A 26920-nucleotide genomic window follows, 5' to 3' on the forward strand; every position below is an offset into this window, starting at 1 on the left:
TCCTGAGGGCCGCACAGCCTGTGGACAACCGGAGCGGGACGGCAGCCCGGCGGTGTTCGATGGCACCGTGCAGACCGACACCGCCCTCACGATCCCTGCCGACGCCGTCGCCCGCGACGCGCTCCTGCACCGCCTGCGGGCGCTCGCCGGCCTCGACCACCCCTCGGTCGAACCCGTCGGCGCGACCGTCGCCCGTCCGGACGGCACGCTCGTGGTGCCCCGGGGCGCCGAGCACGCCACCGACATGGCCACCATCCTGTCCGTCCGCGGCCGCCTCACCGTCCCCGAGGCCTCCGGGCTCGCCGTCGACCTCGCCCAGGGTCTCGCCGCGCTGCACAGCGACGGGATCGTGCAGGGTCCGCTCGACCCGGGCGACGTGGTGCTCGGGCTCGACGGGCGCGCCTGCCTGCGACCCCGCCTCGAGCTCCCGCCGCCCGGCACCGCGCCGGGCGACGACGTGCAGCACCTCGCGCGGCTCGTCACCACCGTCGTCGGGCCCGAGGACGGCGACGACCTCGTCGCGCTGCGCGCCGCGCTCGCCCCGGCGCTCGCCGACGACGTCCGGGTCCGCCCCGAGGCGGGGACGCTGGCAGCCCGCGTGCACGATGCCGTCCCGCCGGAGCAGGTCCGGGTGCCCGAGCCGGCGGTGCTGGCCGCTGCGGCGCTCGCCCGACGACCTCCGAGCACCGTGCCCGAGACTGCCACGCACCGCAGGGCGAGGCGGCCGGTGCCCGACCGGACGACCGAGGGCCGCCTGCCGGCGGGCAGGAGCGAACGACGGGCCGCGGCACGGTCCGCGCGGACGGTGGCGCGCCGTCACCCCTGGGCGGGGCGTGGCCGGCGGGTCGGCCTGGCCGTGGGAGGGGTGGTCGCAGCGGTGGCCGTGATGGTGGTGGGCGGTCTGCAGCTGGCCGGCCCGCCCACGGCCCCGGCGATTCCGGCAGCGGCTGCGTCACCGGTGACGGGCTCGGGGCTGGCGGGCTCGGGTGTGGCGGACGTGGTCCCGACGGTCCTCGACCGCGAGGATCCCGCGGCAGCGGCCGTGGAGCTCACGCTGCGACGGGTGGCGATACTCACCGGCGACACCGTGGTCGACGACGTCGCGCAGCCGGGCTCGCCGGCGCACCACGCGGCCAGCCAGGAACGGGAACGCGCGCAGGAGATCGGGACGCGGGTGGTCGGCGCCGAGGCCGAGGTGACGGGTGTCCGCACGACGTCCGACGTCACCGCGGGCGGCACGAGCGACGTCGAGATCGACTACGTCATCGGCGCCCACGAACAGGTGTCGCCCGAGGGGTCGGTGCTCGAGGTGCCCCGCAGCGAGCCCCGCACCGACACCCTGCGCCTGGTGTGGACCGACGAGGGGTGGCGTGTCACCGAGGTGCTGTGAGGCGGGGTGCCGGGGACGCCGAAGGGGGCGGGGACCAGATGGTCCCCGCCCCCTTCGGCGTCGAGTCAGTGCGTCAGAGCCCGAGCTCGGCCTCGAACGCGGCCTCCTCGATGCGCTTCTTCACCGCGGTGAGGAAGCGCGCGGCGTCCGCACCGTCGACCAGGCGGTGGTCGTAGGAGAGGAACAGGTGCGCGAACTGACGGATCGCGATGGTGTCCTCGCCGTCCGGGCCGGTGACCACGGCGGGACGCTTGGTGAGCGTCCCGGTGCCGAGGATCGCGACCTGGCCGACCGGGACGATCGGCGTGTCGATCAGCGCACCGCCCGAACCGGTGTTGGTGATCGTGAACGTCGCGCCGCTCAGCTCGTCCGGGCCCACCTTGTTGGCGCGGGTACGGGCACCCAGGTCGCCGATCTGGCGGGCGATCCCGGCGAGGTTGAGGTCACCGGCGTTCTTGATGACCGGCACGATGAGGCCACGCTCGGTGTCGACGGCGATGCCGACGTTCTCCGAGGGGTGGTAGGTGATCTCGCCCTTGTCGGTGTCGATCGAGGCGTTGATCTTCGGGAACGCCTTGAGCGCCTCGACGGCGGCCAGCGTGTAGAAGGGCAGGAACGTCAGGTTCGCACCCTCGCGCGCCTTGAAGTCGGCCTTCGCCTGGGCGCGCAGCCGCGCGACCTTGGTGACGTCGACCTCGACCACGGTGGTGAGCTGCGCCTGCGTCTGGACGGCCTCGAGCATGCGCTCGGCGACGACCTTGCGCAGTCGCGACATCTTCTCCGTGGTGCCGCGCAGCGGGGAAACCTCCGGCACCGAGGGTGCCTTCGGCGCAGCCGCGGCGGGGGCGGACGACGGCGCCGGGGCTGCCGCCTTCTCGGCCGCCGCGAGGACGTCCTCCTTGCGGACGCGACCGCCCACGCCGGTGCCCTCGATCGAGGCGACGTCGACGCCCTTCTCCGCGGCGAGCTTGCGCACGAGCGGGGTCAGGTACGAGCCGCGCCCGCTCGAGGCCGCAGGGGCGGCCGGCTTGTCGGCCGGCTTCTCCGGTGCCGCAGGAGCAGGGGCAGGGCTGGAAGCAGGAGCCGGGGAGTCGGCCTTCTTCTCCTCGGCGGCCGGCGCCGGTGCCGGGGAGTCGGCCTTCTTCTCCTCGGCCGGAGCAGGAGCCGGGGACTCGGCCTTCTTCTCCTCGGGCTTCTCCTCGGCGGCCGGGGCGGAAGCCCCGGAGCCGACGACGGCCAGCACCGCGCCGACCTCGGCCGTCTCGTCCTCGGCGACGCGGATCTCCAGCAGGGTGCCGGCCACGGGGGAGGGGACCTCGGTGTCGACCTTGTCGGTCGAGACCTCGAGCAGCGGCTCGTCGACCGCGATCTCCTCACCGACCTCCTTGAGCCAGCGGGTGACGGTGCCCTCGGTGACGGACTCGCCGAGCGCCGGGAGCGTCACCTCGGTGCCCTCGCCGGAGCCGGACGCCGCCGGGGCGGACGCCGCGGACTCCTGCTCGGCGGACTGCGACCCGGCAGATCCCTGCTCAGCGGGCTCCTGCTCGGCGGGAGCGGCCGACTCGGCCTCCTCCTGGGCCGGGGCGGGCGACTCCGCCTTCTCCTCGCTCTTCTCGGCGGCGTCGCTGCCGCCCTCGGAACCGCTCCCGGAGCCGTCGCCGATCACGGCGAGGGTGGCGCCGACCTCGACGGTCTCGTCCTCCTCGGCGAGGATCTGCTCCAGCACGCCGGCGACGGGCGAAGGGATCTCGGTGTCGACCTTGTCGGTGGAGACCTCGAGCAAGGGCTCGTCGACCTCCACGGTGTCCCCGACGGACTTCAACCAACGGGTGACGGTGCCCTCGGTGACGGACTCGCCGAGTGCAGGCAGCTGCACGTTCTCAGACATGACCTGTGGAGTCTCCTTCGATCAGTGGGTCGGGCGACGTCCCGCGGTGGTCGACCGGACGTGCCGGGCAATCCGGTGCGGTGCCGCCTTCCTGGGTCACTGTCAGTCATCTTGTCACTACCTGGTGCCGAGCCCCAATCGGGGTCGGGTACCCAGAAATGTGACGCTGGGTACATCCGGGACGATCTGTCGGGGTTTGGTGGCAGCACCCGGTGGTGCGTCAGCATCCCGGTGACCGTGCTCACGCACCCCGGCCAGGGGTAGTCTCGCGTCATGTTCAGGTCTGCGATGGATCGACTCCTCGGCCGCTCCACGACCACGTCGCCGGCTGCCGCGGGAACGCCGTCGGGCGGCGGCCGCGCCGACACCGTCGCCCACCTCCAGGACTTCGTGTCCTCCCGGGTCAGCGTCGAGGCGTACGTCGAGCCGCCCAACGCCCAGACACCGGCGACGGTGCTGCTCGTGGCGGCGTCAGGGGAGTGGACCCGGCGCCGGGTGCCGGACGAGCGCACCGGGTTCGACGTGGCTCGCTCGCTCGGCGTGCCCGTCTACAACGTCCGGTTCACGGGGTACCCGCAGCGCATGCGGGACTGGAACTCCGCGCAGCACGCCCAGCAGAAGCGTCGCTCGAACCGCCCCTGAACCGCCCCTGAACCGCCCTGAAGCCGCCTGCGCGCCGCGCGGCGCCCGGCCGCTGCGCGTCCGAGGCAGGACCGGCCGCAGGACCGGCCGCAGGACCTGACGCAGCGACGCCCCGGCCGTGGTGGCCGGGGCGTCGTCGCGTCAGCACGCGGCACGAGGACCGCCGAGGTGCGGGTGGTTCAGCTCTCGACGCCCGCGCGGCTCTCCAGGAAGCCCAGCATGGTGCGCACACCGACGCCGGTGCCGCCCGCCGGGGTGTACCCGAAAGCGCCCTTCTCGTTGTACGCCGGTCCGGCGATGTCGAGGTGGGCCCAGGGGGTGCCCTCGATGAACGAACGCAGGAAGAGGCCGGCGGCGAGCATGCCGCCCCAGCGCTCGCCCACGTTGGCGATGTCCGCGACCTTCGAGCGCAGGCCCTCGGCCAGCTCGTCCGGCAGCGGCATCGGCCAGAACTGCTCGCCGACGGTGTCGGCGGCGACCTTCACCTCGTCGCGGACGTCCTCGGTGCCCATGACCGCGGAGACCCGCCGACCGAGAGCGACCATCTGCGCGCCGGTGAGGGTCGCGATGTCGAGGACGACGTCGTGGCCGTCCTCCACGGCGGAGACCAGGCCGTCGGCCATGACGAGGCGTCCCTCGGCGTCGGTGTTGAGCACCTCGACCGTCTTGCCGCCGCGGATCGTCACGACGTCGGCGGGACGCTGGGCGTTGCCGCCGGGCATGTTCTCCGCCAGGCAGAGGTAGCCGGTGACCGCCACGGGCAGGCCGAGCCGCGCCGCGGCGACCACGGTGTGCAGCACGGCGGCGGCACCGGCCATGTCGGACTTCATGGAGTCCATCCCCGCCGCGGGCTTGATCGAGATGCCGCCGGTGTCGAACGTGATGCCCTTGCCCACGAGCGCGACCTTGCCGGTGGCCTTCGCGGGGGAGTAGGTCAGCTTGACCAGGCGGGGGCCGCGGGCGGAGCCCTGGCCGACGCCGGTCAGGCCGCCGTAGCCGCCGGCGGCGAGCTGCTTGTCGTCGAGCACCGTGACCTTGACACCCTTGGCGCCGAGCTCCTTGACGGCCGTACGGGCGGCGTCGGCGAACGACGCCGGGTACAGGACGTTCGGCGGGGTGTTCACCAGGTCGCGGGCCCCGTGCACGGCGGCGGCGAGCACCTCGGCCCGCGCGACGGCCGCCTTGGCCCGGGCGGTCCGCGCGAACGACGTCGCGACCTGCAGGGTCCCCACGGGGGTCTGCTTGGCCGCCGCCTTCGCGTCGCGGTAGGCGGTGTAGGAGTAGGCGCCCAGCAGGGCGCCCTCGACGACGGCACCGAGCTCGGACTCGTCGATCGCGGGCAGGGCGACGACGGCGGACGCGGAGCCCGCCAGCGAGCGCACTGCGCTGCCCGCGGCGGCACGCAGCGCCTCGCGGTCGAAGGTGCCGTCCTCCTGGCGCTCGCCGAGCCCGGCGAGCACCAGGACGTCGGCGGCGACGCCGTCCCCCGCGGGGACGGTGCGCACCTCCTGGAGGGCACCGGTGACGCCGAGGCGGGGTGCGAGGGTCTCGATCCGCTCGACGACCGAGGCCGGGAGCTGGTCGGCGACGACGGCGACACCGTCGGACGTCGAGCAGGTCCCGACGACGAGCGCGTCGGCGGAGAGCTGGGTCGGGTTCTTGCCGGTCAGAGTGAGGTCAGCCACGCCCACCAGGCTAACCCGGCGTCGTCGGCACCGTGGTCCGTGGGGCGCGGGTAGTCTGCGGTCGTGGTCCTTCCCCTCTACGTGCTGGCGCTCGTGGCGTGCCTGGCGGTGGCCGGATGGTCGGGCTGGTTCGTCGTGCGGGACCGTGCCGTCGTCCTGCGGCAGCTCTTCGGTGCCGGCGTCGTCGAGGCGGTGCTGGTCGTCCAGGCCGTCGTGGCCGGGGTGCTCCAGGCCCAGGGCCACGCCGTCGACGGCGTGCTCTTCTGGGGGTACCTCCTGACGGCGGCGCTCCTGCTGCCGCTGGCCGCGGTGTGGGCGTTCGCCGAACGCACGAAGTGGTCCTCGGTGGTGCTGTGCGTGGCGTCGTTGACGGTGGCGTTCCTGCAGTGGCGGTTGTGGACGATCTGGGAGGCCGGAGCATGAGAGAGATCCCCGAGCGCCGGGCCGACGCCGCCGACGGGGCCGCCGACGGGGCCGCCGGCGCTCCCGGGCGCACCGGGAGGGGCTTCGGGCGGTTGCTGGTGACCGTCTACGGGATCCTCGCGTTCGCGGCCGTCGGACGCTCGGCGTACCAGGTGGCGACGAAGCTCTCCGAGGCCCCGACGGCGTACCTGCTGTCGTTGCTCGCCGCGATGGTCTACGTCGTCGCGACCGTGGCGCTGGCCCGGGGCGGGCGCAACCGCTGGCGCACCGTCGCCTGGTGCGCGGTGGTGGTGGAGGCGGTGGGCGTGGTGGTCGTGGGACTGCTGTCGTTCGCGCGCCCGGAGCTGTTCCACGAGGCCACGGTGTGGTCCCACCTGGGTCAGGGTTACGGTTACGTCCCGCTCGTCCTTCCCTTCGTCGGGCTCTGGTGGCTCTGGCACACTCGGCCACGGCACCCTGACCACGAGCTCGAACCCGAACAGCGCCCGGCCCGATCCACGGAGGACCGATGACCCCCTACGACCTGCTGTTCCAGGGTGTGTTCCGTCGCATGGACCCGGAGCGCGCGCACGAGGTCGCCTTCCGGGCGATCGAGGTCGCCGGTCGGGTGCCCGTGCTGCGCGACGTCGTGCAGGGCGCGCTCGCGCCCTACCTGGGGCGGGGCACCGGTGGCCCGGGCAGCGTCGAGGTGCTCGGGCGTGTGGTGCCGGCTCCGTTCGGGCTCGCGGGTGGCTTCGACAAGAACGCGCGGGCCGTGCGCGGCCTGACGATGCTCGGCTTCGGGTTCGTCGAGGTCGGCACGGTGACGCCGCGACCGCAGCCCGGCAACGAGGCGCCGCGCATGTGGCGCGAGCTGGACGTGCGCGGGGTGCGCAACCGGATGGGCTTCAACAACGACGGCGCGGCGGAGATGGCCGAGCGGCTGCGCGCGCTGCGCCGCACGGCCGCCGGGCGTGCCGCCGTCGTCGGGGTCAACATCGGCAAGAACAAGTCGACCTCCGTCGAGGACGCCGCGGCGGACTACGCGACCTGCGCGCGGCTGCTGGCGCCGCACGCCGACTACCTGGTGGTCAACGTCTCCTCGCCGAACACGCCCGGCCTGCGCGACCTGCAGACCACGGCCGAGCTGCGACCGATCCTGTCGGCCGCGCGCGAGGCGGCCGACGCGGCGACGCGCTCCGCGGGCGTGCGTCGCACACCGCTGCTGGTGAAGATCGCCCCGGACCTCGCCGACGACGACGTCGACGCGGTGGCCGACCTGGTGCTCGAGCTCGGGCTGGACGGCGTGGTGGCGGTCAACACGACGATCGGCCACGACCGGGGCCCGGGCGGCCTGTCGGGGCCGATGCTGCTGCCCCGCGGGCTCGACGTCGTCGCCCGGCTGCGCGCCCGCCTGGGCGCCGACCCGGTGATCATCGGGGTCGGTGGCGTCACCGACGCCGACGACGTGCGGGCCTACCTGCGTGCCGGTGCCGACCTCGCCCAGGGGTACACGTCGTTCGTCTACTCCGGCCCGACGTGGCCCTCACGGATCAACCGGGCACTGACCCGCTCGGCGGGCTCGATCAGCGCGGGACGTGTCGCATGATCCGGCCCCGGTGGGAGTGGACGCTCGAGGACGCGGCCGGTGACGCGCTGGACGCCTCGCTCAGCCCGGTGTTCACGACCCAGTACGACGCCGAGCAGTGGCTGGGGGAGCACTGGAGTCACCTGGCGGGCCACGGCGCGGCCCGCGCGAAGCTCGTCAACGACGGCCGCCAGGTGACGCCGACGGTCGAGCTGCCCGCTCCCTGACCTGCGCGCACGGGCGGCCCCTCGGGGATCGCCGTCGGCCCTCGGGACCTGCGGCAGGGATGCGTTCGTCTCAGGACGTGACCCGCAGCCACGCGCGTTCGAGCCGGTCGAGCACCTCGGGGTACGTCTCGGGCGGTGCCGTGTAGGTGAGCCGGATCCGGTCACGGTGCGAGCCGTCGGGGGTGAAGCGTGGGCCCGGCGCGATGCGCAGCCCTTCGCCGACGGCGGCCGCGGCCAGTGCCGTGGCGACGGGTCGACGCAGCGAGACCCACAGGCACATCCCGCCCGAGGGCGACGGGACCTCCCACGAGGCGAACCGCCGGCGCACCAGGTCCACGAGCTCGTCGCGGCGGGCCCGCAGGGCGTCCCGCCGTTCGGGCAGGATCTGCTCCCTGCCGCCGAGCAGCTCCACGACGGCGAGCTGCTCCAGCACCGGGGTGGCGATGTCCTGGGCCTGGCGTACCTGGGCGAGCCGCCCGACGAGCTGGGCGTCGGCCCGCACCCATCCGACGCGCAGGCCGCCCCAGAACGACTTGGACGCCGACCCCACGGTCACGAGCCGGGGGTCGGCACCGTCCAGGGCGAAGGGTGCGGGTGCGCCGCTGCCGTCCAGGTCGAGGTCGGTGAGGGTCTCGTCCCCGACGACGGTGACGTCGTGGCGCGCCGCGACGGCGGCGACCTGGCGACGCTGGTCGAGGTCGAGCGTGCTGCCGGTGGGGTTGTGGACGTCGGGCACGAGGTAGACGAGGCGTGCTCGGGTGCGGCGCACCGCGGAGTCGAGGGCGTCGACGTCCCCGGGCGGGACGCCGACGACGCGGCTGCCGGCCCGCTGCAGGGCGTCGACGGCGTGGAAGTAGGTGGGTGACTCGACCACGGCGTGCTCGCCGCGGCGCCCCACGGTCGCGGCGAGCAACGAGATGGCCTGCTGGGCGCCGGTGGTGACGAGCACCTGGTCGGGATCGGTGGGCAGGCCGCGCCGGGTGTAGCGGTCCGCGATCGCCGCCCGCAGGGGGTCGATGCCCAGGTGGGCGTAGCCGCCGCCGTCGAGGTAGGCGGGCAGGGTCTCGAGCGCCCGGGAGTAGGCGCCGTGCAGCGCCCGGGTCGCGGACGGGGTGGCCTGCGACATGTCGATCGTCTCGTGGTCGACGGGGCCCGCGAGCCGGCGGTCGGGAACGGGGGCGTCCCCGGCTGCCGGGGTGCGGGTGCGCACGGGTGTGCGCGGCAGGACGGTGACGGTGCCGGAGCCGACCTGGCTGGCGGCGAACCCGTGCTCGCGCAGCCGGGCGTAGGCGGCCGACGTCGTCGTGCGGGACACCCCGAGGCCGCGTGCGAGGTCGCGTTCGCTCGGCAGCCGGGTCAGGGCGGGCAGCGTGCCGGCCAGCAGCGCGGCGCGCAGCGCGTCCGCGAGGGCGACGTAGGCGGGCCCACCGGCGTGCCAGTCGCCCAGCAGCCGCGTCGTGGCCGGCACGGAGAGGTGGCGGACGGCGGTGGCGCGGGCAGGAGGGGCGGCGGTCGGTGGCATGGGTCCACTGTGCCGCAAGTGGCTATGGGATTCCAGGCCAATTCTGGCCACCATGGCGGGCATGATGATCGGGAGTCGAGCGGGCGTGCCCCCGCGGAACCGGCCCACGGCGCGGCCGGAGACGAACCCGGGAGCGACCCCGGGACCGACCGTCGGCTCGGCGGGCCCGGCGAGGGGTCTGGCGATGGGTGGACGGCGGCGCGGTGTGCAGCTCGTGCTGGGGCTGCTCGCCTTCACGCTGTCGATGGCGATGATGCTGCACGCGGGACGCGGCGGCACGCCGTGGGACGTGCTGCACCAGGGCGTCGTGCGCACCACCGGCTGGTCGTTCGGCGTCACGGTCGCCGTGTCGTCGGTGCTCGTGCTGTGCGCCTGGGCGCCGTTGCGTCAGCGTCCGGGGATCGGGACCCTGGCCAACGTGGTGGTCATCGCCCTGACGATCGAGCCCTGCCTCGCACTGGTGGCGGCCGTGGTGCCCGATCCGGGCCCCGTGGCCGCCGTCGTGCTCGCGTGCGGGGGGATCGTCCTCAACGGGGTGGCCACGGCCGCCTACGTCGGCGTCCACCTGGGTCCCGGCCCCCGCGACGGCCTGCTGACCGGGATCGTGGCGCGCAGCGGCTGGTCGGTCCGCCTGGTCAAGACCGGCATCGAGGTCACGGTGGTCGTCCTCGGGTGGGCGCTCGGCGGCACCCTCGGGTGGGCGACCGTCGCCTACGCGCTCGGTGTCGGCGTGGTGGTCCAGACGACCACCCGGTGGCGCTGGCTGGTGCCGGCCGGGCTCACCGTGTCGCCGCCCACGCGCTTCGCCGTGCCGCCAGCCGTGCCGCGTCCAGCCGTGCCGCATGCCGTCGTGCCGCACGCCGACGGCCCGGACGCGGCCCTGCGCCGTCGTGCCGCACGCATCGAACGGGCCCTCGCCGTGGTCCGGGCGGAGCACGGCGAGAGCCCGCGTTGAGGAGAGCGGCCGGCCCGGTCAGACCACGCGGGCCTTCGGCATGCCCTCGAGGGTCTTGCCCGGGTCGCGCTCGACGACGTCGCCGAGGACCTCGTCGATCCGGCCCATCAGCTCGGTCGGGATCGTCACGCCCGAGGCCTTGACGTTCTCCGCCACCTGCTCCGGGCGCGAGGCGCCCACGAGGGCCGCGGCGACGTTGTCGTTCTGCAGCACCCAGGCGACGGCGAGCTGCGCCATCGTCAGGTCCAGCTCGTCCGCGACCGGCTTGAGGCGCTGCACGCGCTCGAGGACGTCGTCGCGCATGAAGCGCTCGATCATCCGCGCGCCGCCCTTGTCGTCGGTGGCGCGCGACCCGGCAGGAAGCTCCTTGCCCGGGACGTACTTGCCGGACAGCACCCCCTGCGCCATCGGGGACCAGACGATCTGCGACAGGCCGAGCTCGCGGGAGGCGGGCACGACCTCGTCCTCGATGACGCGCCACAGCATGGAGTACTGCGGCTGGGAGCTGATGAGCTGGAAGCCGAGGTCCTGGGCGAGCGCCGCGCCGGCGCGGATCTGCTCGGCCGTCCACTCGCTGACGCCGATGTAGAGCGCCTTGCCCTGGCGGACGATGTCGGCGAACGCCTGCATCGTCTCCTCCAGGGGCGTCTCCACGTCGAAGCGGTGGGCCTGGTACAGGTCGACGTAGTCGGTGCCGAGGCGGCGCAGGGAGCCGTTGATCGACTCCATGACGTGCTTGCGGGAGAGCCCGGTGTCGTTGGGGCCCTTCGGTCCCGTGGGCCAGTACACCTTGGTGAAGACCTCGAGCGACTCGCGGCGCTCGCCCTTCAGCGCGTCGCCGAGGACCTGCTCCGCCGCCGTGTTGGCGTACACGTCCGCCGTGTCGAACGTGGTGATGCCGGCGTCGAGAGCAGCGCGCACGCACTGGGTAGCGACATCGTTCTCGACCTGCGAGCCGTGGGTGAGCCAGTTGCCGTACGTGATCTCCGAGATCTTGAGACCACTGTTGCCGAGGTAGCGGTAGTTGACCATCCCGCCACCCTACGACGGCGTCACTGAGGCCAGACGCCGTGCTTCTTGTGCGTCGGCTTGGGCAGGCGCGACCGCCGGATCTGGAAGGCTCGCATGACGGCGTACATCATCGTGCCGCGCGGGACCTCGAAGGTCATCGCACCGTCCGCGCCGACGGTGCCGAACCGGTCGCGCAGCTTGCGCTTGAGGCGCTGCCACATGATGACGGCGTCCAGCAGCGTGATGATGACGACGGCGTAGAGCGCCAGCAGCACGAGGGCGCCGAGCGTCGGGTTCTGCATCACCAGGATGTTGACGAAGATGAACAGGAAGGCGACCGGCAGGAAGAACTCGCCGAGGTTCCACCGCGCGTCGACGTGGTCGCGCACGTAACGGCGCACCGGGCCGCGGTCGCGGGCCGGCATGTAGCGCTCGTCGCCGGTCTGCATCGCCTTGTACTCGCGGTTGCGCTCCTCGCGCATCTTCTCCCGGGACGCGGTGCGGGCGGCCTTGCGGTCGGTGGGGACCAGCGGGCGCTTGTTCTTCGCCTCGGACTCGCTGCGCTTCGGCGTCGGACGGCCCTTGCTCGTGGGACGTCCCGTCTCCTCGAGGGCGGCGGCGGCCGCGACGGCGTCGGCGGGACGGCCGGGCGACCCGGCGGAGGAGGCTTCGGCGGCTTCGCGCTTGCGGGAGAACACCCCACCAGGGTAGTCGAGCGCGCGAGTGTTCCGGGACACGCGGGTAGCGTTGACGTGTGAACCACGCCGACCAGGACGTGGCCGCTCTGCGGTCCCACGTCGACACCGTCTTCCCGTCCGTGCAGAGCGACCTCGAGGCTCTGGTGCGCATCCCGAGCGTGTCCGCCGGGGCCTTCGACCAGGCGCACGTCGCCACGAGCGCGGACGCGGTCGCCGCGCTGCTGCGCGACGTCGGCATGCCCGACGTGCGCGTCCTGCGTTCCGATCGCCCCGACGGGACGCCCGGTGCGCCAGCCGTCGTCGCCCGCCGGCTCGCGCCCGACGGCGCACCGACGGTGCTGCTGTACGCCCACCACGACGTCCAGCCGACGGGCGACGCCGCCACCTGGGACACCGACCCGTTCGAACCGGTGCAGCGGGGTGAGCGGCTCTTCGGCCGCGGCGCGGCGGACGACAAGGCCGGCGTCATGGCGCACGTCGGTGCCCTGCGTGCGCTCGCCGCGCTCGGCCACGAGCCCGACGTCGGCGTCACCGTGTTCGTCGAGGGGGAGGAGGAGTCGGGGTCGCCCAGCTTCGCCCGGTTCCTCGCAGACCACCACGAGCTGCTCGCCGCGGACGTCATCGTCGTCGCCGACTCCACCAACTGGAAGGTCGGCGTCCCCGCGCTCACCACCTCGCTGCGCGGTCTCGTCGACGGCGTCGTCACCGTCGAGGTGCTCGGGCACGCGGTCCACTCCGGGATGTTCGGCGGGCCGGTCCTGGACGCGAACACGCTGCTGGCCCGCCTCGTCGCGACCCTGCACGACGACGCCGGGAACGTCGCCGTCGACGGCCTGGTGACCGGTGCCGAACCCGAGGTCGACTACGCCGAGGCCGACTTCCGCACCGACTCCTCGGTCCTCGACGGCGTCCGCCTCGCCGGGCAGGGAACCATCGCCGGGCGGCTCTGGACCAAGCCGGCGCTCGCCGTCATCGGCATCGACGCGACGTCGGTCGCGCACGCGTCCAACACGCTCGCGGCACGGTCGGCCGCCAAGCTCTCGCTGCGCATCCCCCCGGGGCAGGACCCGCGGACGGCCGAGGACGCGCTCCGGGCCCACCTGGAGGCCAACGCCCCGTTCGGTGCGCGCGTGACCTGGACGCCGGGCGAGCGGGGCAGGTCCTTCGGCGCGCCCGAGGACTCGGCCGCCATGCAGGCAGCCCGGGCCGCCTTCGCCGCAGCGTGGGGCACCGACCCCGTGGACATCGGCGTGGGCGGGTCGATCCCGTTCATCGCGGACCTGCTGGAGGCCTACCCGGACGCGGCCGTGCTGGTCACCGGCGTCGAGGACCCGGACTCGCGCGCGCACGGCGCCAACGAGTCGGTGCACCTGGGTGAGCTGCGCAAGGTCGTCCTGGCCGAGGCGCTCCTGCTGCGGGAGGTCGGCCGCTCCGTCCGTGCCTGAGCGCGGCGGGGCCCGGCCGGTACGTCAGCGGGCCGCCGGGACGTCGGGGTCGCGGTGGGCGACGTCGACCGCGCGGGCCCAGGCGGCGACGTCGTCCGGCAGCGCCGGGCTCTCGGGGGCCACTCCGTCGACGAACAGGTCGAGGACGTCCCGGGGCGCCACCCGACTGCCGTCCTTGCCGAGGAAGCGGCCGGCGACCCAGCCGCGGGCACAGTGACGGTCACCGACGCGGAACGTCTGCTCGATGTAGACGACCCGGGCGTCCCAGCCGAGCACGCGGGTGGAGATCGTGACCTTCTCGAAGAGCTGCAGCGACCGCTTGTAGGTCATCGTGGAGGAGGCGACCACGGGGTACCAGCCGCGCTCCTTGAGCCGGGTCAGCCCGCCGATGTCTCCCAGCAGGTTGGACCGCGCCACGTCCATCATCTGCAGGTACGACCCGTTGTTGACGTGGCGGTAGAGGTCGAGGTCGCCGGGGTGGACGCGCAGCACGGTGGTGGAGGTGTCGAGCGCGCCGAAGCCCGGCAGTCGCTTGCGGGGGAACAGGGTGGCCTTGGCGAGCTGCAGCATGCGGGTCATGACCCGAACTTATATCAGCGACTCGCGGTAGCAGGTATTGCGGGGCAGGTGGTCACACCGGGGGAGCGGGGTCGTACTGCAGGGCCGCGCGCACGGTCCGGGCGACGACGTCGGACTCCAGCCGGGCCACCAGGTGCAGGGCCATGTCGATACCGGCGGAGACCCCCGCCGAGGTGACGACGTCGCCGTCGTCGACGAACCGGGCCTCCGTGTCGATCACGACGCTGGGATCGACCTGCGCGAGCTCGTCGTAGTGGTGGTGGTGCGTGGTCGCCGGGCGACCGGCGAGAAGCCCGGCCGCGGCCAGAACCAGCGAACCCGTGCAGACGCTCGCCACCACCGGCGTCTGGGCGCGGACCAGGCGCAACCACTCCAGGTGCGCCGGGTCGGCCATCAGGGCGCGTGCGCCCCAGCCGCCCGGATGGACCAGCAGGTGCAGCGGGCCGACGTCGTCCGCGGAGTGCGCCGGGACCATCCGCATCCCCTTGGCGAGCCGGACCCCGTCCCCGTCGCGCGAGAACGTGCTCACGTGCACCTTGAGGTCCGAGTGCTCCATCCACTCGGCGAGCACCTCGAACGGGCCGACGACGTCGAGCTCCTCGGCGTCGTCGAAGACGAGGATCCCGACGTGGAACCCGCCCTCGGTGCTCATGCGGACCGCCCTCTCCTCACAGACCTGGCAGCGCCAGCATCTGGTCGAGCGCGACCCGCGCCCAGTGGGCGTCGTCGGCGTCCACGACGATCCGGTTGACGACGCGACCCTCGACGAGGGACTCCATCGTCCACACCAGGTGCGGCAGGTCGATGCGGTTCATCGTCGAGCAGAAGCAGACGGTCGAGTCCAGGTAGTGCACCTGCTTGTCCGGGTGCGCGCGGGCGACCCGACGCACCAGGTTCAGCTCGGTGCCGATCGCCCACGACGAACCCGGCTCGGCGGCGTCGAGCGCCTTGATGATGTACTCCGTCGAACCCACCATGTCGGCGGCCGTGACGACCTCGTGCTTGCACTCCGGGTGCACCAGGACGTTGACGCCCGGCACCTTGGCGCGGACGTCGGAGACGTTGCGCTCCGAGAACCGCCCGTGCACCGAGCAGTGGCCGCGCCACAGGATCATCCGCGCGTCGCGCAGCTCGGCGGCGGTCAGCCCCCCGCCCGGCCTGCGCGGGTCGAAGACGACGCAGTCGTCCAGGTCCAGCCCGAGCTGCAGCACGGCGGTGTTGCGACCCAGGTGCTGGTCCGGCATGAACAGCACCTTGCCGGTGCCGTCCACGCCGCCGACCTTGTCGAACGCCCAGCGCAGCGCCACCTGGGCGTTGGACGACGTGCAGACGGTACCGCCGTGGCGGCCGGTGAACGCCTTGATCGCTGCCGTGGAGTTCATGTAGGTGACCGGGACGGTGTCGCCCGCGATCCCGGCGTCCTCGAGGACGGCCCAGGCCTCCTCGACCTGACCGATCTCGGCCATGTCCGCCATCGAGCAGCCCGCCGCCATGTCCGGCAGGACGACCTGCTGGGCGTCGGAGGTGAGGATGTCGGCCGACTCGGCCATGAAGTGCACGCCGCAGAAGATGACGAACTCGGCCTCGGGGCGGGCAGCCGCCCGCTGCGCCAGCTTGAAGGAGTCGCCGGTGACGTCGGCGAAGTCGATGACCTCGTCGCGCTGGTAGTGGTGGCCGAGCACGAACGCCCGCTCGCCCAGCGCCGCGCGCGCCGCGCGCGCCCGCTCCACGAGGTCGGGGTCCGAGGCGGCGGGCAGGGCGCCCGTGCACTCGACCCCGCGCTCGGAGGCGAGGTCGCGGCCCTGGCCCAGCAGCAGCAGCGGCGAGGCCGCCGGCTCGGCGAACGTCGAGGTCTCGTTCAGCAGAGTGCTCACGGGGGCCATCTTCCCACGTCGCCGTGATGTGTCACGATCGGCACGTGCTGGTACTGCTCGTGACACCCGTGGACGACGACGGCCCGTCCCTCGCGGCGGCGTGGGGCGGCGCAGCGCCGCGCTGCGTCGTCGAGACGCTCGCGTGCCCCGCCCCGGCGCCGTCGTCGGGCGCGCCGTCGGCAGGCCCGTCGTCCGAGCCGTCGTCCGATCAGTCGTCCGATCAGTCGTCCGAGGCGGACGGTCCTCCGGCGCTGCCCGCCGCGGACGTCCGCCCCGGCGTCTTCGTCCCGACGACGGCGCTCGGGCTGCGCAGCGTGGGCGCGCCGACGCCGCCCGCGCACGTCGCCCTGCTCCACGAGCGCGCCGCGGCGGCGGACGTCGTGGTGGTGCACACCCGGGTGCTCGACGCCGCAGCCCTGCACGACGGCCCCGTGGCCGAGGCCGCCCGTGCCGCCGCGCCCCACGGCGTGCCGGTCGTGGTGCTCGCCGGCGCCGACCGGACCTCGCGGCGCGAGCTCGCCGCCGCGGGCGTGTCCGGCACCCACGTGGTGGGCGACCCGTGGGAGGCCGGGCTCGTGGCCCGGGCGGCGCGGACGTGGGTGCCGTCCTGGTCCCACGGCACGTGATGTGACCCACCTCATCGACGGGCGGGAATTCGAGCGTAGGATCGGGAACAGCAGCGCAGCCCAACCTGTTGGAGGAAGCATGACCGACACCACCGAGATCGCCACCCACGGCGTCGAGCTGTCCGACTTCGCCGCGAACAAGGTCCGCAGCCTCCTCGAGCAGGAGGGCCGTGACGACCTGCGGCTGCGCGTGGCCGTGCAGCCCGGCGGGTGCTCCGGCCTGATCTACCAGCTCTACTTCGACGAGCGTCTGCTCGACGGTGACGCCCTGCGCGACTACGACGGCGTCGAGGTCGTCGTGGACCGCATGAGCGTCCCGTACCTCGACGGCGCGAAGATCGACTTCGCCGACACGATCGAGAAGCAGGGCTTCACGATCGACAACCCGAACGCCGGCGAGTCCTGCGCCTGCGGCGGCTCCTTCGGCTGAGTCCGACCGCACGGTTCGCGACGGCCGCCGCCCCGGGTGCTCCCCGGGGTGGCGGCCGTCGTCGTGTCCCGGTCGGGTCACCGGCCCCGCCGCCGACGCGACGGCGGGTGCGGGTCAGCCCGCCGCACCCAGCCGGACCGTGAGGCGCCAGACGGCGTCGTGCCGCGTCGCGGGCTGTCCCGCGTCTCGCGGGGTGGCCGAGGTGTCCGGCGTGTCCACGAGCTCCTCGCCCTCCATGACGTGCCCCCGCATCCGTGCCCAGGCGGGCACGTCGTGGCGTGCGGCGGGATCGGTCGCCAGCACCGACACGATCGAGCCGGTGGGCAGGTCCCGCGCGACGGCGGCGAGCCGGACGACGGGCAGCGGGCAGCGCAGCCCCCGCGCGTCGACCTGGTGACGTCCCTCGCCGGCAGGGGGCTCCGCGGCCCCCGCCACCCCGCTCACAGGCTCTCCGCGCCGAGGGCTGCCCGCACCCGCGCCACGGCCCCTGGCAGGACGGCGACGAGACGGTCGACGTCGTCCGCGGTCGTGGTCCGGTCCAGCGCGACCCGCACGTTGCCGTGCGTGAGGACCCCCATGGCGGCCAGGACGTGGGACGGCTCCAGGGTGCTCGCCGTGCACGCCGACCCGGACCCGACGGCGAACCCCGCGCGGTCGAGCTCGGTGACGAGGGCCTCGCCGTCGACGTAGAGGAACGAGAACGTCGCGACGTGGGGGAGCCGGTCGTCCTCGGGGCCCACCACCTCGACGTCCGGGATCGACGCGACCGATCGTCGTAGCCGGTCCACGAGGGCCCGGCGGCGCGCGTCCTCGGCGGCGCGGTCCGCGGTGACCGCCTCCAGCACCACCGCGGTGGCGAAGACCGCCGGCAGGTTGACCCCGCCCGGGGCCCAGGGTTGCGGGTCCTCGGGGCCGACGGGGACGGTGCGCACCCGCTGGCGGACCGCGAGGACACCCACGCCCGCCGGCCCGCCGAAGTCCGCCGGGTCGAGTGCCAGCACGTCCCACGAACCCGGCAGCTCGACGTGGCCGGCGCTCGCCCCGGCATCCACGAGCAGGGGCACGTCGTGCGCCCGGGCCGCCTCGTGGACGGCCTCGACCGGCTGCAGGGTGCCGACCTCGCCGTTCGCGTGCTGCAGGGCCGCCACCGCGACGCCGGCGGCCCCGAGGGCCCGGACGAACTCCTCGACGTCCACACGGCCCGACCGGTCCACCGGCACGAGGGTGCGTCGTCCGCCGTGCCGGGCGCAGGCGTGCTCGGCCGCGTGCAGGGCTGCGGCGCGCTCGGTCGCACCGACGACCGCACCGCCGCCCGTGCGACGACGCGCCTCGGCCACCTGGCCGATCGCCTGGTGGAGCGAGGAGGTGTGCGAGGGGGTGAAACGGATCTCCTCGGTGCGGGCCCCGAGCACCGTGGCCACGGACTCGGTCGCGGCCGCGAGGAGGGCCCCCGCGCGGCGTCCCTCGGCGTGAAGGCGTCGGGGGTCCGCCCAGCCGTCCTGGAGCGCCTGCAGCATCGCCTGCCTGGCCAGGGGGTGCAGCAGCGCGGACCCGCCGTTGTCGAGGTAGGTCCGCGACGGCCGGTCAGGGGTGGGATGAGTCACACGGGTCCTCTCGGGGGTCCGGGAACGAGCAATTCCTTGCTCTCCCATCATGCCGCGCGCGCCGACGACGTCCGCGTCACCCGTGAGAAGTGGTGGCGATCTGACATGGTCCGGGAGCGTGTCGCGAAGGAGCCGGATGGCGACGCCGGACCTGGTCGGCGTCACGTAGGAAGGGGGTCCTTCTGGCGTCGAAAGCGTGAAGGTCGCGCTAGGCTGCTCCCATCGAGGACGAATGTCCACCCGTATGCCGCGCCACTGGACGCGACTCTCGGACGAGACGTGAAAGGCCCCCCTTGCACTCGAAGAGAACCCCCCGCAGTCGGAAGGCAGTGGCGCTGCGCGCGACGGCGCTCGCCGTCGTCGTCGCGGGGCTCGCCACAGGTTGCGCCAGCGACGCCGCCTCCCGCGGCTACCTTCCCGGGTACAGCGACGGCGAGGTCACCAACCAGACCGGACGTATCACCGACCTCTGGGTCGGCTCCTGGATCGCGGCTCTCGCCGTCGGCGTGGTCACGTGGGGCCTGATGCTCTGGTGCGTGGCCGCCTACCGCAAGCGCCGCGACGACCACCGCCTGCCGGTGCAGACGCGGTACCACATGCCGCTCGAGATCATGTACACCATCGTGCCCACGCTGATGGTCCTCGTGCTGTTCTTCTACACGAACCGCGACATGGGGGAGATCCTCGACACCACCGCCGAGCCGGACGTCAGCGTCCAGGTCATCGGCAAGCAGTGGAGCTGGGACTTCAACTACCTGGACGACGGCGTCTACGAGTCGGGCCAGCACCTGCTGGAGCCTGGCTCCGAGACCGCCGCGGACGAGGTCGACGGCACCCCGGGGACGTCGGCCAAGCTGCCGACGCTCTACCTGCCCGTCGGTGAGCGTGTCGAGTTCACGCTCGACTCGCGCGACGTCATCCACTCGTTCTGGATCCCCGCGTTCCTGTTCAAGATGGACATGATCCCCGGCAAGACGAACACCTTCCAGGTGGTCCCGGAGCGCGAGGGCACCTACGCCGGCAAGTGCGCCGAGCTCTGCGGCGAGTTCCACTCCGGCATGCTGTTCAACGTCCAGGTCGTCGACCGCGCGACCTACGACGCCAAGATGGACGAGCTGCGGGACAAGGGTCAGACCGGCGAGCTCGGACTCGACCTCAACCGCCAGCAGCACCCGGAGTCGGGTGCCGCGCACGACGAGACCGCGGAGGTCGAAGGCTGATGACTGCCGCCGAGAACACGTACGGCGCCGAGGTCGTCCCCGGACTGCGCCCGCAGCGCCAGACCCTGGGTCGCACCGTGATCAAGTGGATCACCTCCACCGATCACAAGACGATCGGCTACATGTACCTCATCACGTCGTTCTTCTGGTTCGCCGTGGGAGGCATCCTCGCCCTGCTGATCCGGGCCGAGCTCTTCATGCCCGGCATCCAGATCGTGCAGAGCAAGGAGCAGTACAACCAGCTCTTCACCATGCACGGCACGATCATGCTGCTGCTGTTCGCGACGCCGCTGTTCGCCGGCTTCGCCAACGTGATCATGCCGCTGCAGATCGGTGCGCCGGACGTCGCCTTCCCGCGACTGAACATGTTCGCCTACTGGCTGTTCCTCTTCGGTGGCCTCATCGCCGCCGCCGGCTTCTTCACCCCGCAGGGCGCCGCCTCGTTCGGCTGGTTCGCCTACGCGCCACTGTCCAACACCACCTTCAGTCCAGGGTTGGGCGGAGATCTCTGGGTGTTCGGACTGGCCCTCGGTGGATTCGGCACGATCCTCGGTGCCGTCAACTTCATCACCACCATCATCTGCATGCGTGCGCCCGGCATGACGATGTTCCGGATGCCGATCTTCACCTGGAACACCCTCGTCACGAGCCTCCTCGTGCTGATGGCGTTCCCGCCCCTGGCCTCGGCGCTCTTCGCGCTCGGTGCGGACCGTCGGTTCGGCGCCCAGGTGTTCAACCCGGACAACGGCGGCGCCGTGCTCTGGCAGCACCTGTTCTGGTTCTTCGGTCACCCGGAGGTCTACATCATCGCGCTGCCGTTCTTCGGCATCGTCTCCGAGATCTTCCCGGTGTTCAGCCGCAAGCCGATCTTCGGCTACAAGGGCCTCGTCTACGCGACGATCGCGATCGCGGCCCTGTCGGTCACCGTGTGGGCCCACCACATGTACGTCACCGGCGCCGTGATGCTGCCCTTCTTCGCCTTCATGACGATGCTCATCGCCATCCCGACCGGCGTGAAGTTCTTCAACTGGATCGGCACGATGTGGAGAGGGAAGCTGACCTTCGAGACGCCGATGCTGTGGTCCATCGGCTTCCTGGTCACCTTCCTGTTCGGTGGCCTGACCGGCATCATCCTGTCGAGCCCGGCTCTGGACTTCCAGCTCTCCGACTCCTACTTCGTCGTGGCTCACTTCCACTACGTCGTCTTCGGCACCGTCGTGTTCGCCATGTTCGCCGGCTTCTACTTCTGGTGGCCGAAGTTCACCGGGCGCATGCTCAACGAGCGCCTCGGCAAGATCCACTTCTGGATCCTGTTCATCGGCTTCCACATGACGTTCCTCGTCCAGCACTGGCTCGGCGTCGAGGGCATGGCCCGCCGCTACGCCGACTACATGCCGGACGAGGGCTTTACCTGGGAGAACCAGCTCTCGACCGTCGGCGCGTTCGTGCTCGCGGCCTCCACGCTGCCCTTCCTGTGGAACGTCTACACGACCTGGCGCAACGCGCCCAAGGTCGAGGTCGACGACCCGTGGGGCTACGGGCGCTCGCTCGAGTGGGCGACCTCCTGCCCGCCGCCGCGGCACAACTTCACCTCGCTGCCGCGCATCCGCTCCGAGTCGCCGGCGTTCGACCTCCACCACCCTGAGGTCGCGGCCATGGAGAACCACGACCACCGCCACGGTGTCGCGGAGCAGATCTACGGCGGTCCTGACCGCAACGGGCACAAGGACCACGTCGACGGCCTCGTCGAGGGCGAGAGCCCCGAGAGGCGTCAGTCGACCACCACGGTCATCGACGCCGAGCGTCCCGACGACGAGGAGACCAGCAAGTGAAGATCGAGATCCGGCTGTTCGTCTGGCTGGCCCCCTTCTTCGTGGCGGTCGGCCTGATCTACGGGGCCCTCACCGGCTTCACCGAGCCCGTGGGCTACCTGGGGATCCCCCTCGTCGGCGGCCTGATGGCCATGATCGGTGCGTACCTCGCCGTGCAGGCCAAGCACACCGACCCGCGTCCCGAGGACGACGAGAACGGTGAGATCGAACAGGGAGCCGGTGACCAGGGCGTCTACGCCCCGTGGTCCTGGTGGCCGCTCGTCCTCGGTGCGGCCGCTGCCGTGTCGTTCCTCGGTCTCGCCGTCGGCTGGTGGGTGTTCTACATCAGCGTGATGATCGGCATCGTCGGCCTCATCGGTTGGGTCTTCGAGTTCAGCCGCGGCCAGCACTCCCACTGAGTCGCCACCAACACTTGACCGGCCCCTGGGGCCAGCAGCGGCCCTCGTCCCTGAACATCAGGGACGAGGGCCGCTGCTCTCGTCTCTGCGCGCGACCTCTGCGCGGTCTCTGCGCGTGTCGATTCGCCACTGGCCGGCGTGGCCGGGTGCGAGGGCCAGGAAGCCAGCGGAGGAGCGCGCACCGAGGCGTGCACCGAGTGCTCCTGCGCCGGGCGCGTGGGCTCGACCGTGGCGGGATGACCCCTCGGATCCGGAGCCGTGTGGCTCGCACACCGGCCGGGCGCCGCTCGCGAGGCACACCACACGCAGGCCGTGGCACAGGCGCGGGGTACCCGGGCTACTCGCGTAGGTCGGGGGAGCCGTGCGCACGCAGGGCCCCGTGACCTGTGGCCGGTGACCTGTGGCTCGAGACCGCAACGCCGCTCGGAGGGACGAAGAGGGCCCCGCACACGCCGGAGCGTGTGCGGGGCCCTCCCTGTGCGGACCGGGGCCGTGCTCCGTGGAGGAGGCGACGCCCGCGTTCGCCGGGGACCCTGGATCAGGCGGGGACATGAGTCCCGCGGTCTGGGTCCGGGCACGCTCGAGGCGTGCCGCGACGTCCTGCCAGTTGGCGATGTTCCAGAACGCCTTGACGTACTCCGCCTTGACGTTGAGGTAGTCGAGGTAGAAGGCGTGCTCCCACATGTCGAGCATGAGGATCGGCGTGACGCCGAGGGGAACGTTGGCCTGCTGGTCGAACAGCTGGAAGATCACCAGCTTCTTGCCGATGGAGTCCCAGCCGAGAACGGACCAGCCGGAGCCCTGGATGCCGTTGGCCACGGCGGCGAACTGGCCCTGGAAGGCCGCGAAGGAACCGAACTGGTCCTTGATGGCCTCACCCAGCTCGCCCTCGGGCTCGCCGCCACCCTCGGGGGAGAGGTTGTTCCAGAACACCGTGTGGTTGGTGTGCCCACCGAGGTGGAACGCGAGGTTCTTCTCGTGGAGGTTCACCGCCGCGAAGTCGCCGGCGTCGCGAGCCTCGGCGAGCTTCTCCAGCGCGGTGTTGGCGCCCGTGACGTAGGCAGCGTGGTGCTTGTCGTGGTGCAGCTCCATGATCTTGCCGCTGATGTGCGGCTCGAGCGCGCTGTAGTCGTAGGGCAGGTCAGGCAGCGTGTAGACAGCCATGCTCATGTACCTTCCGTTGTCGGTCCGTGCGCGTCCAGGCTGCGCACGGTCTTGCGTCGTCGAACCGACGATGGAGCCACCACCGGTCGACCAAAGGCAGCGACCCGCGGACGGCGTCCGCCGGAACGGGCGCAGTGCGCGGGTCGCTGCCTCAGCCAGTCAGGAGTCTCAGTGCTCCCGCTCGACGTTGTCGGCCCCCGTCGTGACCTCGGCGGGGGAGTCGGAGTGGGCGATCTCGTCGTGCTCGCCGTGCGAGTGCGCGGCGGCGAGCTCGGCCGGGGTGACAGGCTCGACACGGTCCTCGTAGAAGAACCGCGACAGCTTCTGCCAGCGCTTCTCCGACCGGTAGCCGGGTCGCTTCACGCCACGGGCGTCCGTCGCCGGCTCGATCTCCAGGGGTGCGTGGGCGTCGTAGTTGACGCGCAGCCAGCGCTCCTGCTCGTCGAGAGGGCGGTGGACCTCGATGTACTCGCCGTTGGCGAACCGCACGATGCGGCCCGTCTCGTGCCCGTGCAGGACGAGCTCGCGGTCCTTGCGCTGCAGCCCGAGGCAGATGCGCTTGGTCACCCAGTACGCGAAGACCGGACCGACGAAGAACAGCACGCGGAACACCCACGTGATCTCGTTGATCGACAGGGCGAAGTGCGTGGCGATGAGGTCGTTCGACCCGGCCAGGGCCAGGATGATGAACGCCGTGAGGAACGCGACGCCGAGGCCGGTGCGGGCCGGGACGTTGCGGGGACGGTCGAGGACGTGGTGCTCGCGCTTGTCGCCGGTCACCTTCGCCTCGACGAAGGGGTAGGCGAAGAGGAACGTGAACAGCAGGCCCGGGATGATGACGGCCGGCACCAGGATGTTCCAGGAGAGCGTGTACCCGAAGATCACCCATTCCGTCAGGTGACCCGGCATGAGACGCAGGGATCCCTCGAGGAACAGCATGTACCAGTCGGGCTGCGCTCCTGCGGAGACCGGTGACGGGTCGTACGGGCCGTAGTTCCACACGTTGTTGATCGCCATCGTGCCGCCCATCAGGGCGAGGATGCCGAACACGATGAAGAAGTTGCCGCCCATCTTGGCGATGTACACCGGGAACAGCGGGTAGCCGACGACGTTCTTGTCCGTGCGGCCGCCACCGGGGTACTGCGTGTGCTTGTGCAGCACCATGAGGAACAGGTGCACGCCGATCAGCGCGAGGATGAGGGCGGGCACGAGCAGGATGTGCACCGTGAAGAGGCGCGGGATGATGTGCTCGCCCGGGAACTCGCCACCGAAGATGAAGTACGACATGTACGAGCCGATCACGGGGATCGACTTGACGACGCCGTCGGTGATGCGCAGGCCGTTGCCGGACAGGACGTCGTCCGGCAGGGAGTAGCCCGAGAAGCCGGCAGCGAGGCCGAGGATCATCAGGACGGTGCCGACGAGCCAGTTGATCTCACGCGGCTTGCGGAACGCGCCGGTGAAGAACACGCGCATCATGTGCACGACGATCGAGGCCATGAAGATCAGCGCCGACCAGTGGTGGATCTGGCGCATCAGCAGTCCGCCGCGAACCTCGAACGACAGGTCCAGGGTGGAGGCGAAGGCCGTCGACATGAGCTGGCCGTGCATCGCCTCGGGGCCGTTGCCGTGGTACTCGACCAGGGCCATCGACGGGTCGAAGAACATGGCGAGGAACACGCCGGAGATCAGCAGGACGACGAACGAGAAGAGCGCCATCTCGCCGAGCATGAAGGACCAGTGGTCCGGGAAGACCTTGCGCGCGAACTCCTTGACGGCGACGCCGATGCTGGTGCGCTGGTCGAGGTAGTCGGCAGTCTTGCCGACGGGGGTCGTGGGTGCGTCGCTGGTGGACGCTGCGGTCTCGGTGCTCACTTCAGGCGCTCCCAGAAGCTCGGTCCGACGGGCTCGGTGAAGTCGCTCTGCGCGACGAGGTAGCCCTCGTCGTCCACGGCGATCGGCAGCTGCGGCAGGGGCCGGTTCGCCGGACCGAAGACGACCTTGGCGCCGTCGGCCATGTCGAAGGTGGACTGGTGGCACGGGCAGAGCAGGTGGTGCGTCTGCTGCTCGTAGAGGGCCACCGGGCAGCCCACGTGGGTGCAGATCTTCGAGTAGGCGACGATGCCGTCGTAGGACCAGGTCTGCCCCTCGGGCGACTGGTCGGAACGGATGTCCTGCGGGTTGAGCCGCACCAGGAGCACGACGGCCTTGGCCTTCTCCGTGATCCACTCGTGCGACGCCATGTACTCCGGGGTCTCCTCCGGGATCACGTGCGCGACGGAACCGACCGACAGGTCGGACGCCTTGATCGGACGGCCCGAGGGGTCGTAGGCGAGGCGCTTGCCGCTGTCCCAGATGGTGTGCTTCAGCTTCGAGACGTCCCAGTCGCCGCCCACGCTCGAGACGAGGGGGACCGCGATGGTCAGCGGGAACAGGGCCAGCGCGGAGACCGCCGCACCCTTGAGCATGCCGCGGCGGCCGATGCCGGAGTCCTCGACGCCGTCGGTCAGCGCCTGGACGGCGACCTCCCGCACCTCGGGGAGCTCTTGAGCTCGTGCCGCTCGTCGACGTGCTCGTGGTCGCTCATCAGCGACTTCGCCCAGTGGATGGCCGCGACGCCGATGCCGAGCAGCGAGGCGGCCATGGTGACGCCGAGCAGCAGCGTCGACACCCGCGTCCCCGCGGTGGTGCCGTCCGGACGGAACATGAAGTAGACGACGATGCTGGCGATCGCCCCGATGCACGACAGCGCGAACAGCAGCACCACGATGCGTTCGTTGCGCTTGTCGGCCTTCGGGTCCGTGTCGGTCAGGCGCTGCTTGTGCGCCGGGACGCCCGGGTCCGGGAACTTCTCGGGGTGAGCCGCGCCCGACGTCGTCGTGACGTCCGAGCCGGCGCGGGGGTTCTGGTTCTCGCTCACGAGGACTTCGCTCCGATCCACACTGCGGCACCGATCATCAGACCGAGCCCGACGACCCAGGCCCACAGGCCCTCGCTGACGGGCCCGAGGGAGCCGAGGGTGAGGCCACCTGCCGACCCTTCGCGCTGCTCCACGAGGAACGCGATGATGTCGCGCTTCTCGTCGGGCTCGAGGGTCTGGTCGTTGAAGACGGGCATCGACTGCGGCCCGGTCAGCATCGCCTGGTAGAGGTTGCGCTCCTCCACATCGAACAGCGGCGGGGCCCACTTGCCCTCCGACAGGGCGCCGCCGGCACCGATGGCGTTGTGGCACATCGCGCAGTTCGTGCGGAACAGCAGCGAGCCGTTCGCGGAGTCACCGAGCTCGGGGTCGATCTGCGCGTCGGTGGGGACGGCGGGGCCGGCGCCGAGCGAGGCGACGTAGGCCGCGAGCTGGGCGGTCTGCTCCTCGTCCATCTGGCGCGGCTTCTCCGCGGCCTGCGGGCCGTTCATCTGCATGGGCATCCGGCCGGTGGAGACCTGGAAGTCGACGGCTGCGGCGCCCACACCCACCAGGGAGGGCACCTCGGCGGTCCCCTCGGCGTTCGGGCCGTGGCACGTGGCGCAGTTGGCCTGGAAGAGGCGCTCGCCCTCCTCCACGTCGTTCGCTGTGCTGGCGGTGTCGGCGCTGGCCGGACTCGGTGCCAGGACGGCATAGATGCCGCCCGTGAGCAGCAGCGCCAGCAGCATCAGCACGACCGGGGCGGCCCGGTGGTGCCGGCGGGCGGCGAGTGCCTTCACGAAAATGTCCTCGTCTCGCAGGTGGATGGTGCAGGGGCGGA

General features: G+C 72.1%; 25 protein-coding genes and 2 pseudogenes. 13 read left to right on the top strand and 14 right to left on the bottom strand.

Features of this window, described 5'->3' with window-relative positions; translation table 11 throughout:
* The first annotated feature begins 67 nt into the window (after positions 1-67).
* A complete protein-coding gene (locus ACNHYB_RS01565) occupies positions 68-1390 on the top strand; it encodes a hypothetical protein (protein WP_418276624.1) in 1323 nt (440 codons plus the stop codon).
* Positions 1391-1463: 73 nt separating this feature from the next.
* On the opposite strand, the gene sucB is transcribed toward ACNHYB_RS01565, so the two are convergent.
* Positions 1464-3278: a 2-oxoglutarate dehydrogenase, E2 component, dihydrolipoamide succinyltransferase gene (gene sucB, locus ACNHYB_RS01570; RefSeq protein ID WP_418276625.1), complete on the bottom strand. Its 1815-nt coding sequence runs from the start codon at positions 3276-3278 to the stop codon at positions 1464-1466.
* Between the two features lie 273 nt (positions 3279-3551).
* On the opposite strand from sucB, the gene ACNHYB_RS01575 reads away from it, so the two are divergent.
* Positions 3552-3920, top strand: a complete 369-nt coding sequence (locus ACNHYB_RS01575; RefSeq protein ID WP_418276626.1) for an oxidoreductase — start codon at positions 3552-3554, stop codon at positions 3918-3920.
* Positions 3921-4099: 179 nt separating this feature from the next.
* On the opposite strand, the gene ACNHYB_RS01580 is transcribed toward ACNHYB_RS01575, so the two are convergent.
* Positions 4100-5605 (bottom strand): leucyl aminopeptidase, encoded by a 1506-nt coding sequence (locus ACNHYB_RS01580; RefSeq protein WP_418276627.1) that lies wholly within the window; start codon positions 5603-5605, stop codon positions 4100-4102.
* Positions 5606-5668: 63 nt separating this feature from the next.
* On the opposite strand from ACNHYB_RS01580, the gene ACNHYB_RS01585 reads away from it, so the two are divergent.
* From ACNHYB_RS01585 to ACNHYB_RS01600, 4 genes are read left to right on the top strand one after another with little or no spacing between them, the layout of a single operon-like run.
* Complete coding sequence (locus ACNHYB_RS01585) at positions 5669-6028, top strand: hypothetical protein (RefSeq protein ID WP_418276628.1); 360 nt, start codon at positions 5669-5671, stop codon at positions 6026-6028.
* Positions 6025-6540: a hypothetical protein gene (locus ACNHYB_RS01590; RefSeq protein WP_418276629.1), complete on the top strand. Its 516-nt coding sequence runs from the start codon at positions 6025-6027 to the stop codon at positions 6538-6540. Before ACNHYB_RS01585 ends, ACNHYB_RS01590 begins: the two co-directional genes overlap by 4 nt.
* Positions 6537-7616 (top strand): quinone-dependent dihydroorotate dehydrogenase, encoded by a 1080-nt coding sequence (locus ACNHYB_RS01595; protein ID WP_418276630.1) that lies wholly within the window; start codon positions 6537-6539, stop codon positions 7614-7616. The genes ACNHYB_RS01590 and ACNHYB_RS01595 overlap by 4 nt, the downstream gene beginning before the upstream one ends.
* Complete coding sequence (locus ACNHYB_RS01600; RefSeq protein WP_418276631.1) at positions 7613-7822, top strand: hypothetical protein; 210 nt, start codon at positions 7613-7615, stop codon at positions 7820-7822. Before ACNHYB_RS01595 ends, ACNHYB_RS01600 begins: the two co-directional genes overlap by 4 nt.
* A 70-nt stretch (positions 7823-7892) precedes the next feature.
* On the opposite strand, the gene ACNHYB_RS01605 is transcribed toward ACNHYB_RS01600, so the two are convergent.
* A complete protein-coding gene (locus ACNHYB_RS01605; RefSeq protein ID WP_418276632.1) occupies positions 7893-9344 on the bottom strand; it encodes a PLP-dependent aminotransferase family protein in 1452 nt (483 codons plus the stop codon).
* Between the two features lie 61 nt (positions 9345-9405).
* On the opposite strand from ACNHYB_RS01605, the gene ACNHYB_RS01610 reads away from it, so the two are divergent.
* Positions 9406-10299, top strand: coding sequence for a YczE/YyaS/YitT family protein (locus ACNHYB_RS01610; protein WP_418276633.1), 894 nt, complete (start codon positions 9406-9408; stop codon positions 10297-10299).
* An 18-nt stretch (positions 10300-10317) separates the two neighbouring features.
* On the opposite strand, the gene ACNHYB_RS01615 is transcribed toward ACNHYB_RS01610, so the two are convergent.
* Both ACNHYB_RS01615 and ACNHYB_RS01620 read right to left on the bottom strand, forming a co-directional pair.
* Complete coding sequence (locus ACNHYB_RS01615) at positions 10318-11331, bottom strand: aldo/keto reductase family protein (protein ID WP_418276634.1); 1014 nt, start codon at positions 11329-11331, stop codon at positions 10318-10320.
* Between the two features lie 20 nt (positions 11332-11351).
* A complete protein-coding gene (locus ACNHYB_RS01620) occupies positions 11352-12047 on the bottom strand; it encodes a DUF3043 domain-containing protein (protein ID WP_418276635.1) in 696 nt (231 codons plus the stop codon).
* A 17-nt stretch (positions 12048-12064) separates the two neighbouring features.
* Between ACNHYB_RS01620 and ACNHYB_RS01625 the strand changes: the two genes are divergently transcribed.
* The gene (locus tag ACNHYB_RS01625) at positions 12065-13453 is read left to right on the top strand and encodes a dipeptidase (protein WP_418276636.1); all 1389 of its coding nucleotides are present in this window, start codon (positions 12065-12067) and stop codon (positions 13451-13453) included.
* 24 nt (positions 13454-13477) lie between these two features.
* Here the strand turns inward: ACNHYB_RS01625 and ACNHYB_RS01630 are convergent, their stop codons facing one another.
* From ACNHYB_RS01630 to nadA, 3 genes are read right to left on the bottom strand one after another with little or no spacing between them, the layout of a single operon-like run.
* On the bottom strand, positions 13478-14032 hold the full coding sequence (locus ACNHYB_RS01630; protein WP_418276637.1) for an acyl-CoA thioesterase: 555 nt from the start codon (positions 14030-14032) through the stop codon (positions 13478-13480).
* A gap of 52 nt (positions 14033-14084) precedes the next feature.
* On the bottom strand, positions 14085-14684 hold the full coding sequence (locus ACNHYB_RS01635; protein WP_418276638.1) for a DJ-1/PfpI family protein: 600 nt from the start codon (positions 14682-14684) through the stop codon (positions 14085-14087).
* Between the two features lie 16 nt (positions 14685-14700).
* Positions 14701-15915, bottom strand: coding sequence for a quinolinate synthase NadA (gene nadA / locus ACNHYB_RS01640; protein ID WP_418276639.1), 1215 nt, complete (start codon positions 15913-15915; stop codon positions 14701-14703).
* 35 nt (positions 15916-15950) lie between these two features.
* Here nadA and ACNHYB_RS01645 point away from each other — a divergent pair, with 35 nt between their 5' ends.
* Positions 15951-16532: a hypothetical protein gene (locus tag ACNHYB_RS01645; protein ID WP_418276640.1), complete on the top strand. Its 582-nt coding sequence runs from the start codon at positions 15951-15953 to the stop codon at positions 16530-16532.
* A gap of 79 nt (positions 16533-16611) precedes the next feature.
* A complete protein-coding gene (locus ACNHYB_RS01650) occupies positions 16612-16962 on the top strand; it encodes a HesB/IscA family protein (RefSeq protein ID WP_418276641.1) in 351 nt (116 codons plus the stop codon).
* Positions 16963-17076: 114 nt separating this feature from the next.
* Here the strand turns inward: ACNHYB_RS01650 and ACNHYB_RS01655 are convergent, their stop codons facing one another.
* A complete protein-coding gene (locus tag ACNHYB_RS01655) occupies positions 17077-17406 on the bottom strand; it encodes a sulfurtransferase TusA family protein (protein ID WP_418276642.1) in 330 nt (109 codons plus the stop codon).
* Entirely contained in the window at positions 17403-18566 is a 1164-nt protein-coding gene (locus ACNHYB_RS01660) for a cysteine desulfurase family protein (RefSeq protein WP_418276643.1), read from the bottom strand. The genes ACNHYB_RS01655 and ACNHYB_RS01660 overlap by 4 nt, the downstream gene beginning before the upstream one ends.
* A gap of 293 nt (positions 18567-18859) precedes the next feature.
* On the opposite strand from ACNHYB_RS01660, the gene coxB reads away from it, so the two are divergent.
* Genes coxB through ACNHYB_RS01675 form a run of 3 tightly spaced genes read left to right on the top strand, consistent with a single transcriptional unit; the run spans position 18860 to position 22016 of the window.
* Entirely contained in the window at positions 18860-19786 is a 927-nt protein-coding gene (coxB, locus tag ACNHYB_RS01665; protein ID WP_418276644.1) for a cytochrome c oxidase subunit II, read from the top strand.
* Positions 19786-21618, top strand: a complete 1833-nt coding sequence (ctaD, locus tag ACNHYB_RS01670) for a cytochrome c oxidase subunit I (protein WP_418276645.1) — start codon at positions 19786-19788, stop codon at positions 21616-21618. The genes coxB and ctaD overlap by 1 nt, the downstream gene beginning before the upstream one ends.
* Positions 21615-22016: a cytochrome c oxidase subunit 4 gene (locus ACNHYB_RS01675; RefSeq protein ID WP_418276646.1), complete on the top strand. Its 402-nt coding sequence runs from the start codon at positions 21615-21617 to the stop codon at positions 22014-22016. The genes ctaD and ACNHYB_RS01675 overlap by 4 nt, the downstream gene beginning before the upstream one ends.
* A 543-nt stretch (positions 22017-22559) precedes the next feature.
* Here ACNHYB_RS01675 and ACNHYB_RS01680 read toward each other — a convergent pair.
* From ACNHYB_RS01680 to ACNHYB_RS01695, 4 genes and pseudogenes are all read right to left on the bottom strand, one after another.
* Positions 22560-23180 (bottom strand): annotated as a pseudogene (locus ACNHYB_RS01680) (superoxide dismutase); the annotation flags it as partial.
* 168 nt (positions 23181-23348) lie between these two features.
* Entirely contained in the window at positions 23349-25055 is a 1707-nt protein-coding gene (locus tag ACNHYB_RS01685) for a cytochrome b (protein ID WP_418276647.1), read from the bottom strand.
* Positions 25052-26100, bottom strand: a pseudogene (locus tag ACNHYB_RS01690) (Rieske 2Fe-2S domain-containing protein). Before ACNHYB_RS01690 ends, ACNHYB_RS01685 begins: the two are co-directional and overlap by 4 nt.
* Positions 26097-26879, bottom strand: coding sequence for a c-type cytochrome (locus ACNHYB_RS01695; protein ID WP_418276648.1), 783 nt, complete (start codon positions 26877-26879; stop codon positions 26097-26099). Before ACNHYB_RS01695 ends, ACNHYB_RS01690 begins: the two are co-directional and overlap by 4 nt.
* Positions 26880-26920: the final 41 nt, after the last annotated feature.

Origin of the sequence: Isoptericola jiangsuensis (genome assembly GCF_048320105.1) — a bacterium.
Lineage (GTDB): Bacteria > Actinomycetota > Actinomycetes > Actinomycetales > Cellulomonadaceae > Isoptericola > Isoptericola jiangsuensis_A.

What these genes read in the sequence shown, in the direction of transcription:
- ACNHYB_RS01590 (WP_418276629.1), top strand. Translation starts at nt 6,025, where the DNA reads ATGAGAGAGATCCCCGAGCGCCGGGCCGACGCCGCCGACGGGGCCGCC.
- ACNHYB_RS01610 (WP_418276633.1), top strand. Translation starts at nt 9,406, where the DNA reads ATGATGATCGGGAGTCGAGCGGGCGTGCCCCCGCGGAACCGGCCCACG.
- ACNHYB_RS01630 (WP_418276637.1), bottom strand. Translation starts at nt 14,032, where the DNA reads ATGACCCGCATGCTGCAGCTCGCCAAGGCCACCCTGTTCCCCCGCAAG.
- ACNHYB_RS01615 (WP_418276634.1), bottom strand. Translation starts at nt 11,331, where the DNA reads ATGGTCAACTACCGCTACCTCGGCAACAGTGGTCTCAAGATCTCGGAG.
- ctaD (WP_418276645.1), top strand. Translation starts at nt 19,786, where the DNA reads ATGACTGCCGCCGAGAACACGTACGGCGCCGAGGTCGTCCCCGGACTG.
- ACNHYB_RS01600 (WP_418276631.1), top strand. Translation starts at nt 7,613, where the DNA reads ATGATCCGGCCCCGGTGGGAGTGGACGCTCGAGGACGCGGCCGGTGAC.
- ACNHYB_RS01635 (WP_418276638.1), bottom strand. Translation starts at nt 14,684, where the DNA reads ATGAGCACCGAGGGCGGGTTCCACGTCGGGATCCTCGTCTTCGACGAC.
- sucB (WP_418276625.1), bottom strand. Translation starts at nt 3,278, where the DNA reads ATGTCTGAGAACGTGCAGCTGCCTGCACTCGGCGAGTCCGTCACCGAG.
- ACNHYB_RS01575 (WP_418276626.1), top strand. Translation starts at nt 3,552, where the DNA reads ATGTTCAGGTCTGCGATGGATCGACTCCTCGGCCGCTCCACGACCACG.
- ACNHYB_RS01650 (WP_418276641.1), top strand. Translation starts at nt 16,612, where the DNA reads ATGACCGACACCACCGAGATCGCCACCCACGGCGTCGAGCTGTCCGAC.
- ACNHYB_RS01605 (WP_418276632.1), bottom strand. Translation starts at nt 9,344, where the DNA reads ATGCCACCGACCGCCGCCCCTCCTGCCCGCGCCACCGCCGTCCGCCAC.
- nadA (WP_418276639.1), bottom strand. Translation starts at nt 15,915, where the DNA reads ATGGCCCCCGTGAGCACTCTGCTGAACGAGACCTCGACGTTCGCCGAG.
- ACNHYB_RS01595 (WP_418276630.1), top strand. Translation starts at nt 6,537, where the DNA reads ATGACCCCCTACGACCTGCTGTTCCAGGGTGTGTTCCGTCGCATGGAC.